Here is a 12,379-nt window from a genome sequence, read left to right as displayed (position 1 = left end):
TAATTAATCATTAAACACTAAACATTAATCATTAGACATTAAATGGAATGGCTTTGGAACTTGATGACTAACCACGAGAGTGTGGCTTACACTGTGATAGTGTATAGCGTGGTCATCGCAGTAGGAGTTGCTTTAGGAAAAATTAAAATATTTGGCATCTCATTTGGTATTGCTTGGGTACTTTTCGCAGGTATCGCTATGGCCGAATTAGGATTCACTGTAAACCCCCATATTCAACATTTTGTAAAAGAGTTCGGATTGATTCTGTTCGTCTACACCATCGGACTACAAGTAGGTCCTGGCTTTTTTGCCTCCTTCCAAAAAGAAGGTATCAAATTCAATCTCTTGGCAGTGCTCTCTATTGTGAGTTGTGTACTTACTGTAATTGCTATCCACTACATCACCCAAACCGATATGGGTACCTTGGTAGGTATAATGTCAGGTGCCGTAACCAATACCCCAGGGTTAGGAGCTGCTCAAGCTACTTTAGAAGATGTATTTAAAGGCGACCCAGCTACAATGCCGAACCTCTCTACCGCCTATGCTGTTGCTTATCCTTTTGGGGTGTTAGGAATTATCTTGGTAATGTTAGGACTCAAAGCTTTCTTAAAAGTGAATTTAGATGTTGAAAAACGTTTAAATTCTGTACGTCACTCTAAAGACCAAGTAGTGATCAATCGATTCGCGATAAAAGTAAGCAATCCTGCCCTCTTTGGTAAAAAATTGAGCGTTATCAAACAAACTCTTGATTTCGACTTTACCATCTCACGTATGTGTAGAAAAGGAGAGATTATATTAGCTAGTGCCGACACACTGATAGAAGAAGGAGACATTGTACTGATAGTAGCTAACCAAAAAGAAAATGAGAAGTTTTTGACCCTAATAGGTGACAGCGTTTCCATTTTGGATTATTTCCCTGATGTAAAAGATATGCGCTATACTTCACGCCGTATCAACGTTACCCAACGTGCTATTTTCACCAAAACTCTTGCAGAGCTCGATGTACGCAAACGTTTTGGAGTAACTATCACTCGTGTATATCGTGCAGGTATTGAGTTTGTACCTGCTGCCGATACCAAATTACAGTTTGGTGATACCATTACTGTAATAGGCGATGAATCGCACATACAACTCGTAAGCAAAGAGTTCGGTAATTCTAAACGACGTATGCAAACCCCTCACATAGCCGAGCTCTTTATGGGTATTACTCTTGGTGTATTATTAGGAAGCATTCCGTTTGCTATCCCTGGCATACCTGTACCTGTAAAATTAGGGTTAGCGGGAGGCCCTCTGATTGTTGCCATTCTCATCAGCCGTTATGGCGGTAAATTCTCAGTAACTCACTACGTATCGCAAAGTGCCAACCTGATGGTACGAGAGATAGGTATTGTGCTCTTCCTTGCCAGTGTAGGCTTAGACGCAGGAGCTACTTTTATAGAAACTATCTTGCACGGACAAGGCTTGTACTGGATGTGTTTAGGAGCACTCATCACTCTTATACCACTTATTATCACCTCTTTAGTAGCACGATTTAAAGCAAAATTAGACTATTTGGGTATCTGCGGATTACTCTCTGGAGCTTCAACCGACCCGCCAGCTTTGGCTTTTGCTAATGATATGTCGAACTCCGAGATTCCCGCACTCACTTATGCAAGTGTATATCCGCTTACTACATTCTTGCGAATAATGGTAGCACAATTATTGATTGTATTTTTTGTGTGACGTTTCAAAAAAAGTTGTACTTTTGCCCTCTGAAAGAATAAAATATTATGTTTGAAAATATGATGGATATGGTGGGCAAACTCCAAGAAATCAAAGACTTTTGGATAGTTACCTTAAACAAAAACATTAAGAGTGTTACCGATAAAAATGAAGCTACCTTGGCTGAAGTAGCCAAACAAGAGCTTCCGTTTAACTTTTAAAATATAAATCTATGGGTAAAATAATAGCTATTGCAAACCAAAAAGGAGGAGTAGGTAAAACCACTACTTCCGTGAACTTAGCCGCCGCATTGGGCGTATTGGAGAAAAAAGTATTACTTATCGATGCCGACCCGCAGGCAAATGCTACTTCTGGCATAGGTATTGATGTAGATTCTATTGAGCACGGTACTTACGAGCTTTTGGAACACACTATGGAGGCTAAAGATATGATTGTTCACACCAGCTCTCCTAATCTCGACCTTATTGCTGCTCACATCAACTTAGTGGCTATTGAGATTGAGCTCGTAGACAAAGAACAACGAGAATATATGCTCAAAAAAGCCTTAGAGCCTATCAAAGACCAATACGATTACATTTTGATAGACTGTGCACCCTCGTTGGGACTTATCACCCTGAATGCTCTTACAGCAGCTAACTCGGTGATTATACCTATCCAGTGTGAGTATTTCGCTTTGGAAGGGTTGGGTAAACTCCTCAATACTATCAAGAGTGTACAAAAAACCTTCAATCCCAATTTGGATATCGAAGGCTTATTACTCACTATGTACGATGCGCGCTTACGTTTGTCTAACCAAGTAGTAGAAGAGGTACAAAAACACTTCAGCGATATGGTATTCAAAACCATTATCCAGCGTAATGTGCGCCTTAGTGAAGCACCTAGTTTTGGTGAAACTATCATCAACTACGATGCTACCAGCAAAGGAGCTACCAATCACATCAACTTAGCTCAAGAGATTATAGATAAAAACAAAACAGTATAATGACAAAACCTGCTAAAAAACCTGCCTTGGGGAGAGGCATTTCAGCTATTTTTGGCAATAGCCCCGAAGTGGCTATTAATTCTATCAAAGATAAAAATGCCGATAAGATTGTAGGAAATATCATAGAACTTGAACTCGACCTGATAGAAACGAACCCTTTTCAGCCTCGTACTTCTTTTAATGAAGAAGAGTTACAAGGGCTCGCTTCCTCTATTGAGGAATTAGGGGTAGTGCAACCTATCACTGTACGCAAACTCGACGGAGAAAACAAATATCAACTCATTTCGGGCGAACGCCGTTTCAGAGCTTCTAAATTAGCTGGACTAAAAACCATTCCTGCCTATATTCGCATTGCTGATGACAACGAGTCACTCACAATGGCTTTGGTAGAGAATATTCAGCGTCAAGATTTAGATCCCATAGAGATTGCTCTTTCTTACCAACAGCTCATCGAGCAGGTGAATCTCACTCAAGACCAAATGAGCAAACGTGTGGGCAAGAAACGTTCTACCATTACAAACTATTTGCGTTTGCTCAAACTCGCTCCTATCATTCAAACAGGCATACGTGACGGATTCATTTCTATGGGGCACGGTCGTGCAATAATCGCCATAGAAAACCCTGAACAACAAGCAGAAGTATACCAGCGTATCATTTCCGATAACCTATCAGTGCGTGATACCGAGGAGTTAGTGCGCCGCTTGCAAAACTCCGAAACACCTAATGTGGTAAGTATCCAAATCCCTAAAAGCAATAGTAAAACTGAAGTACCTACTTATATCAAAGAAAATATGAGTAGTTTTAATCATTTTTTTGGTACTAAAGTTACTGTAAAGATGAGTAAGAACGGCAAAGGTAGCCTTACCATTCCTTTTAGTTCAGAGGAAGATTTCAAACGTATTCAAAGTTTATTACACAAAAAGGATGAGTAGAAAGATTGTTTTGATAATAGCCCTACTTATGGGAGTGGGTATTTCGTATGCACAAGACGATACAGAGGAAGTGGTGAAAACACCCTCAGACTCTGTGCAGATAGCTGTTATGCAAGACAATATGAAAAAAGTTCCTTGGAATACCGACCCTCTTTCGCCTGCTAAAGCCGCCTTCTATTCAGCGGTTATCCCAGGTTTAGGTCAGATATACAACAAGAGCTATTGGAAAGTACCTTTGGTGTATATTGCTATCGGTACCCCAATATACTTCTACATACAAAACTCTAAGGAATACGATCGTTACCTCACTGCCTACAAACGTCGTCAACAAGGATTTACCGATGATGAATTTTATGGCACTACCCCCAGTGGACAACCGCGTCTCAGTACCGATGGATTGAGACGAGGCATACAGTTCTATCGTCGTAATAAAGAGCTTTCTATTCTTATAGGGATAGGCTTATATGCGCTGAATATCATCGAGGCGAATGTCGATGCACATCTCAAACAATTCAATGTAGATGAACGCCTCACAGTAGAGCCTTTCATTCAACACGATTTCCTCACACAGCCCCAATTTGGCTTGACACTCAACTATAAATCCAAGAAATAATGACCACACAAAATCTATTAGAAACCTTGCGCCACATTGTTGGTGCAAAGTACGTTATTACCGACCCTTCAAAAACTGAACGTTACCGCACTGGGTATCGTTTTGGTACCGGAAATGCAATTGCCGTGGTGCGTCCCGCTACTTTGTGGGAACAATGGCAAGTACTGGAAGCTTGTGTAGCAGCTGATGTGATTGTAATTTCACAAGCTGCCAATACAGGTATCACGGGAGGATCTAATCCTTTTGGTAACGATTACGACCGCGATGTAGTAATCATCAACACGATGCGTAATGACAACATTCAGCTTATACTTGATGCTAAACAAGCTATATGTCTTACAGGAGCAACACTCAACCACTTGGAACAAGAGTTAAAACCCCATAACCGCGAACCTCATTCAGTAATAGGCTCCTCTTGCATTGGGGCTTCAGTTATTGGAGGCGTGTGTAACAACTCTGGCGGTTCTTTAGTACAACGTGGTCCTGCTTATACTGAAATGGCACTTTATGCCCAACGCAATGCTAACGGTAAATTAGAACTTATTAATCACTTAGGTATTGATTTAGGAAGTACTCCTAAGGAAATACTTACCAATCTGCAAGAGGGTAGATACCAAGCAAAGGATATTCACACTTCTGATAAGAAAGGACACGATCACGACTATTGTAACCACGTACGTGAGATTAATGCCAATACGCCTGCTCGCTTCAATGCCGACCCAGCTCGCTTATACGAAGCCTCAGGTAGTGCAGGTCGTTTAGGAGTTTTTGCCGTACGCGTGGATACTTTCCCTGCCGAGAAAAAAACAGCTGTATTCTATATAGGTACTAACAACACAGCGGTACTTACCAAATTGCGCCGTGATATGCTCGGTACTTTCGAAGAAATTCCTATCTCTGGCGAGTATATTCACCGTACCGCCTTTAATATCGCTGCTAAATACGGTAAAGATACTTTTTGGTATATCAAAAATGTAGGTACTGAATACTTACCCAAGCTCTTTTCTCTCAAAGCGTGGGGCGACCGCGTAGCCAAAAAACTACCTTTTATGCCCAACCATTTCAGTGAAAAATTCTTGCAATTCACCTCTAAACTAATGCCTCAACACCTCCCCAAAATATTGTGGGATTACCGCAACCAATACGAGCACCATCTCATTTTAAAAATGGGAGGCAAAGGGGTAGACGAAGCTAGAGCTTATTTGCAAAAAGAATTTGCCGATAGCACTAAAGGAGCTTATATAGAGTGTGATGCCAAACTTGCACAAGTAGCAATGCTCTTGCGCTTTGCTGTGGCTTCAGCAGCTATTCGCTATCGTTCCGTACACGAAGATGAGGTAGAAGATATCGTCGCTTTAGACATCGCTTTGCGTCGCAATGATGAAGATTGGTTTGAAAAGCTTCCTCCTGAACTCGACGCTAAGATACTTTACAAATTGTACTATGGTCACTTTATGTGCCACGTATTCCATCAAGATTACGTGATTAAGAAAGGTTACAACTGTGAGGAAATAGAAGAAGAGATGCTCAAAATATTAGACACTCGTGGCGCACAATATCCTGCAGAACACAATGTAGGGCATTTATATCACGCTAACGACGACCTTAAGAACTTTTACAACTCTCTTGACCCTACCAATAGCTTTAACCCAGGTATTGGTAAGACCTCTAAGAAAAAAGATTGGAAATAGAAACTCATAGTATTACATATTTAGAGAGGCTACCTCAAAAAGTTTTGAGGTAGCCTCTCTTTTTTGTTTTTCTTTATCACTTCATACCTTCTCTATAATCACGTGGTGTTATTTTAGTAGCTTGTTTAAAAACTGTACTAAAATACTTAGAAGAGTTAAATCCTACTTCAAAAGCTATATCAGTAACTGATTTTTCTGTTTGTTTTAAGAGCTGGCAAGCTACTTCTATACGATACTTATTGATATATTCACTGATACCAATGCCTGTAATTTGTTTCATTTTATTATACACCGAAGCACGACTCATTGCCATTGCTTCAGAAATCATTGTTACATCTAAGTCAATATTACTATAGTGCTTTTTGATGATTTCATTAAGTTTTATCATAAACACTTCGTCAGCATTGCTGATAGTAGTAAGTGCAGGTGAAGGAATCAATAGTTCTTTTTCATAACGTTGCTTAATAAGCTCTTTTTGTTTGAGCAAATTACCTATTACTGAAAGCAAAAGGTCTATATCAAAAGGTTTAGAGAGATAAGCATCGGCACCTAATTTATAGCCTATCTTTTGACTTTCGGTATCACTTTTAGCCGTGAGTAATATTACGGGAATATGACTGATTTGCAAATGCTCTTTCACCTCTTTACACAACTGATAACCATTCATTACAGGCATCATCACATCGCTGATAATAATATCGGGCTGATGCGTTTTTAATAACAACAAAGCCTCCTCACCATTTACTGCTTTTAAAACGCTTTTAAACAACGGACGAAGTTCATCATAAAGATAATTTAAAAAATCAGGATTATCATCTACTAAGAGTACAGAATACATAGAGGTATCCATAGTTACTGCTATCTTCTCTGGGGCTTCAGTTTGTTCTTCTTCACCTTCAAACTTGTGAAGGACGCCCTCAGTGCTATGAGAGTAAGGTAATTCTACATAAAAAACCGTTTGCTCTTCTTCATCTTGATATGCCCCAATAGTACCGAGATGTTTCTCTACTAATTCTTTACAATAAGCCAACCCTATACCACTACCTCGCTGGTTGTGTTTTCCTTGTTCAAAGCGAGTAAAGAGCTTATCCATATCAATATTATGCAATCCTATACCGGTATTTTCTACTTGAAAACGCACTTTTTGTTCGTTATAACTACTGCGAATGTGTATAGTAGAATACTCATTACTAAACTTTACTGCATTCATTAGTAGGTTAGATAGGACTACCCTTATTTTGGCACTATCTAACTCTACAGGAGGTAGATTTTTATCGAGGTGTAGTTCTAAACTTATATGCTTTGTTTCAAATTCTTGTTCAAAATCTTTAGCACTATCGGTGATAAGGTGATTCAAATCAGTATAGGCTTTGGTGAGTGTATTTTCTAACGAAGTATTACGGTTGTAGTCTAATAGCCAATTGATAATATTCTTCATAGTAGTAGCTTGACGGAAAGCACTCTCTAACTGGGTTTTCTGTGAACGCGTGAGTTTACCACTCTCGGTATGATTAAGCAGACGCTTTAACGGTGCATAAATGAGGGTAAGAGGCGTGCGCAATTCGTGACTTACATTGGTGAGGAATTGTATTTTATCTTCATTGAGTTCCTGCTGATGCAAAGCTATTTGCCATTTGAGTTGTTGTTTTTTACGACGCAGATAACCCCACATTACACCTGCAATAATAGCCAACAAAAGCAAAGAAACTCCCACCAAAAAAGAAGTGCGCTGATACCACACAGGAAGCACTTCGAAGTTGAGCAATGGGGTATCTTTCGTCCAATAGCCATTTTTAGTCATACAAGCGACTTCTACTTGGTATTTTCCTACTGAAAGCAAAGAGATATCTAAACTATTGTCATAAGTTTCAATCACCGAAGTTTGGGCGTTATTTTTAATCTTAAAACGGAAGAGTATGCGCCTAAACATATCTTTTTCATTCAATCCTACATTTAGTTTTAAGGTATTGAAATAAGGGGGTACTTCTTTTGGAAAGTTTTCGGCGGTGTATATTTTGCCGTTCAATTCTATATTTTGCAAAAAGAGTAAAGGAGTACTACTCTCTTCGGTGTGAATATTCTTATTTATCTTCACAAAACCACCCACTCCTCCCATATAGATGTAAGGGGAAGGCAACAACTGTACATAGCCTGTAAGCACATCGTTGTGGAGAAAGCCATCGGAATCGTCCCAAATCATTATCTTCTTATCGGGAATATGATAAGAAAACAGCACATTGGAAGCATTAATCCACAAACGCTGTTCAGTATCGAGTTGCATATAGCTAATTTGGTGGAACATATTATCGGTTCCTACGGCACTGAGTTTCTTTTGTGGTATCGCATAGCTAAACAACCCGTTGGAAGTAGCAATCCAAAGGGTGTGATGAGCTTTATCATTGCATACTGCACTAATAGTATACCCCTCATTAAGGGTTAGATAACGTGTTATCTTAGCTTCCGATAACTTCATTTGGTAGAGTACATTTCCTTTGGAGAGAAATAAAGTATCACCTTGTTGTGCTTTGAGTTGTAGGGCATTTTTAGGAGTAAGTCCTTCGGCAAAAGAAATTTTATAAAACTCTTTGTTTTGAAGATTATACAGATAGGTATTTTTAGCTGTAATGAGTATTTTATCTTTATCAATGTAATATACAAAGGGAGTAAAGCCCGCGTGACACTCTTGCTGGTCAGTAGCTTCATCGATGAGCAAGAAAGGAGTGTAGGAACGACTCAGAATATTATATATGAAAAGACCTTTGCCATAGAGAGAAACTAACAACTCATTAGGTGAAAAGTAGGTTATAGAAGAGACCTTATCGTTATACGTATTGGTATGATGTACAAATTGTTCTGTTTTGGGATTAAAAGCATTGATACCTCCTCCATCGGTGCCTATCCATATGATGCCATTGGGAGCTTCGAACAAACTTATCACAGCGCGTTCACTTAACCCATTGCTACTTCCTAACGCACTATCGGTATAAGTCTTGATATAGGTTTCTTTAAAGAGAAAAACACCATCGCGCACTGTACCTGCCCAAAGGTTATGATTAGGATCTTCATAAAGCACTGTAATGGAATTGACCGGCAACGAATGTATATTACCGGCACTATGCTGAATATTGTAAAAAGTGTTCTTCTCAGGACTAAAAACCGATACCCCTCCCCCATCGGTGGCTAACCATATATTGCCTTTATAAGGCTTGATATCTAAGATTATATCATTGGGCAAAAGAGTATTGTGAGTATCGTAATGTGAGCGTAATTCACCTGCAAGGGTAGCACGAAAAAGCCCTTTTTGAAAAATAGAATAATACACTTCTTTGCGTTGAGCATCATAATACAAAGAACTCAGTGGACTTGTATTTTCAATAAACAAACTCAACAGTTCTGAGGTAAGAGAATACTTATAAATGCCATCGTTTTCAGTGCCTACAAGAAAGGTTGTATTATCAACAGGACATAGATAGGTAATGAGGCATTCTTTATCTTTTGTTTTAGGTTCTTTCCTCAAAGGCAAACGCCCTATATTTTTAGTTTTGTAGTTATACTGGTAGATAGCACTATATCCACCAAAGTAAACCCCTTGCTCAGTAGCACAAATAGAGAAAAGTTGTTGCTGGATTTTAGAGGTAAAAGTATCTTTATTTGGGTCGTATTGCCATACACCTTTATCGGTTACAGCCCAAAGGTTATGCTGGGTATCTTCATAAAGATGGTAGATGTAAGACTCAGTATACCTTTTGATATGATTACGGTCTACCCTATTGATACCCTGACGAGTACCTATCCACAAAATTCCCTTATGGTCACGTACAATAGCGGTAACGCCCGATTGAGAGAGACCGTGTTCAATGGAAATACGTTTAAAATAGTATTCCGTAGGGTTTTGCCCGTAGATTACCCACGTAAAAAAAAGTAAGATACAAGTGCCAAGCACCGATGGTAGTTTTATTATCTTCATTGGGTTATTCAGGGTATTCGATGCGTACGTGATAGATATTGGTAAGTTTGCTTTTAAATATGCGTTTGATAGCTTCGATTTCTTTGAAAGATATATCGGAATTGGCAAACTGATTATCGTCCAACTGTTTTTTGATAATACGGTCTACAAACTCATTGAGAGCTTCGAAGGTAGGATTTTTGAGGCTCTTAGTAGCTGCTTCAACCGAATCAGCCATCATAAGAATAGCAGTTTCTTTGGAGAAAGGAATAGGACCTGGATAACGGAAATCTTCTTCCTTAGTACCTTCGGGATTTAAGTCTAAGGCTTTGCGATAGAAATAATAAGTAAGACTGCGCCCGTGATGGGTTTTAATGAAATCGATAATGCGTTTTGGCAGTTTGTTTTTATGAGCGAGTTCTACTCCATCGGCTACGTGCTTGATAATCACCTTAGCGCTTTGTTCAGGAGTGAGCTGGTCGTGAGGGTTGAGACTTGTTTTTTGGTTTTCGGTAAAGTAAATAGGGTTTTCCATCTTACCGATGTCGTGATAGAGGGCACCTACACGCACCAAGAGGGTATTAGCTCCAATCTCGGCAGCAGCAGCTTCGGCAAGATTAGCCACTTGCATAGAGTGCTGGAAGGTGCCTGGAGCTTTTTCGGAAAGCTGACGCAAGAGCTTGGTATTCGTATCGGAGAGTTCTAAGAGAGAGACATCGGAAACTAAGCCAAAAGTACGTTCGTAGATATACGTAAAGGGTTGCGAAAAGAGAATACCAATACCATTGAGGATAAAGAGCGTAAGTAGAGAGATATCGAGTCCTTTGAGTGTTCCTTCGGTAATGGTATGGAAAGCGATATAAATAATTAAATAGGCAGCCGTGATGAGCCCCGCCGATACAAAACTGCTCAATCGGTAGTGCATTCCCTTAGGGGTGAGAATGATAGCCATAGCAGCCACAATCTGTATGAATACAAACTGGAAGCTATTGGGCACAATAAAGCCTGTGATGAGTATGGTGCTGATATACACAAAGAGGACGGTACGCAAATCGAAAAACGACTTGAGAATGAGCACCATCATTCCTACGGGGACAATATAGATATAATCGGGGAAATACCTTGAAATGAGCCCTACGAAAAGAATCATACTGAGCATATTGAGTAAAATAACACTCAATTTAAGGTTGCTTTTATATAATTTATTTTCGTATATTTTTAAGTATAACGCCATCAGTAGCAATACCATAGCTACTAACGTGTAATAACCTAAAAGCGACCAATTATAGTTGTTCTGACTCCACGTTTGGGTTTCGTACTCGTCTTTGAGCGACAGCAAGGTATTCAGTTTTTCGCCCTCTACCAATTCACCTTTGGCAATGATGAGTTTCCCTTTATTTACCCAACCGCGCGTATAGACTATCTCTTTAAGGTTTTGAGTAAGTGCTTTTTGAGTGAAATTTTGGTCGATTACGAGGTTAGGAGTAAGGATTTCAAAGAAAAGGTCGTAGTAATTTTTGTGATACTCATTATAAGGAGCGGTATCGAAATAGTTTTTAATAGCTGTTGCCAACTGTTGAAGATATAACACACGTTCGGCAGGTACTTCTACTATTTGATTGTTATGCTTGATAATGAAGATTTCAGAAGGACTAAACGCAGGCTGATTGAGCATCACTCCATTGCGATAGCTTTCCGCTAAAAAAGCCTCAGCTTTTTTAAGCAAGAGTTCTCGTTTATCATCGGGCAGATGTTTGAAATAAGCGTACTTTTTCTGTTCAAACTTTTGCTTAGCACTCACAAAAGCGGTAGTATCTTGCTTGTAATACACCGTAGATTGGTTGGTTATTTGTTGTTTTTCGGCTTTTATTTGCTCTTCTGTTTTCTTTAAGGGAAAATCAAAAGGGGCATATAGGTTTTCGTGTTGCCAAAGCTCTCCTTTGCGAAATTCGTATTTAAATTTCGCTTTTTCGGGAAATACTTGCAAGATGAGTACTAAGGCTACAGCAAAGGCTAAAACCTTGAACACAAGTGATTTTTTAATAAATGCTTTGATATTTTTGAGCGTTATCATCGTTTTTCCTTTCTCAAATGTAGATGTAAATGCAATGCAAAGATAAGAAATAATTTTTTAATACCAAGAAATGAAAAAATGAGGAAATGAGGAAATGAGAGAATGAGGAAATGAGAGAATGAGGAAATGAGGTGCGAGGTTGAGTTAGAGGAATGAGGCTGTGCCTTAGAAATTGAACAAATTTTAAACAAAATCAAGGCTACGCCTTGTGAAATGGGGAGAGAGGTTGGTCGGAGTTTTTGGAGAATCTTAGAGAGGTTCTGAACTTTCGGAAGATATCGGAGAGATTCGGAAGAAGGTTAAGAGGGATTTTGATGAAAAAAGGGTGTAAGATGGGTGGGGGTAGCTTATAGAGAGCTTATAGGAAGCTTATACGAATCTTGGATGATTGGTATAGAAAGGGTGTGTAAAAAATTGAT

General features: G+C 39.3%; 8 protein-coding genes. 6 read left to right on the top strand and 2 right to left on the bottom strand.

The genetic code is table 11. From position 1 onward, the window contains the following. The first annotated feature begins 42 nt into the window (after nucleotides 1–42). From HW279_RS07375 to dld, 6 genes are read left to right on the top strand one after another with little or no spacing between them, the layout of a single operon-like run. Entirely contained in the window at nucleotides 43–1,722 is a 1,680-nt protein-coding gene (locus HW279_RS07375; RefSeq protein WP_009411760.1) for a putative transporter, read from the top strand. Nucleotides 1,723–1,769: 47 nt separating this feature from the next. Next, nucleotides 1,770–1,922 (top strand): hypothetical protein, encoded by a 153-nt coding sequence (locus HW279_RS07370; RefSeq protein ID WP_178958500.1) that lies wholly within the window; start codon nucleotides 1,770–1,772, stop codon nucleotides 1,920–1,922. An 11-nt stretch (nucleotides 1,923–1,933) separates the two neighbouring features. Further along, a complete protein-coding gene (locus tag HW279_RS07365; RefSeq protein WP_002671062.1) occupies nucleotides 1,934–2,704 on the top strand; it encodes a ParA family protein in 771 nt (256 codons plus the stop codon). Beyond that, nucleotides 2,704–3,636: a ParB/RepB/Spo0J family partition protein gene (locus HW279_RS07360; protein ID WP_009417469.1), complete on the top strand. Its 933-nt coding sequence runs from the start codon at nucleotides 2,704–2,706 to the stop codon at nucleotides 3,634–3,636. Before HW279_RS07365 ends, HW279_RS07360 begins: the two co-directional genes overlap by 1 nt. Further along, on the top strand, nucleotides 3,629–4,249 hold the full coding sequence (locus tag HW279_RS07355; protein ID WP_009411757.1) for a DUF5683 domain-containing protein: 621 nt from the start codon (nucleotides 3,629–3,631) through the stop codon (nucleotides 4,247–4,249). Before HW279_RS07360 ends, HW279_RS07355 begins: the two co-directional genes overlap by 8 nt. Further along, on the top strand, nucleotides 4,249–5,940 hold the full coding sequence (dld, locus tag HW279_RS07350; protein ID WP_178958499.1) for a D-lactate dehydrogenase: 1,692 nt from the start codon (nucleotides 4,249–4,251) through the stop codon (nucleotides 5,938–5,940). The genes HW279_RS07355 and dld overlap by 1 nt, the downstream gene beginning before the upstream one ends. A 76-nt stretch (nucleotides 5,941–6,016) precedes the next feature. Here dld and HW279_RS07345 read toward each other — a convergent pair whose 3' ends face one another. Continuing rightward, complete coding sequence (locus HW279_RS07345) at nucleotides 6,017–9,907, bottom strand: response regulator (protein ID WP_178958498.1); 3,891 nt, start codon at nucleotides 9,905–9,907, stop codon at nucleotides 6,017–6,019. Between the two features lie 4 nt (nucleotides 9,908–9,911). After that, nucleotides 9,912–11,960, bottom strand: a complete 2,049-nt coding sequence (locus HW279_RS07340; protein ID WP_178958497.1) for an HD family phosphohydrolase — start codon at nucleotides 11,958–11,960, stop codon at nucleotides 9,912–9,914. Nucleotides 11,961–12,379 lie beyond the last annotated feature (419 nt).

The organism is Capnocytophaga sp. oral taxon 903 (assembly GCF_013394785.1).
Taxonomy (GTDB): Bacteria; Bacteroidota; Bacteroidia; order Flavobacteriales; family Flavobacteriaceae; genus Capnocytophaga; species Capnocytophaga ochracea.
The sequence above is the reverse complement of the archived record's forward strand: the minus strand, read 5'-3'. Positions and strand labels throughout refer to the sequence as shown.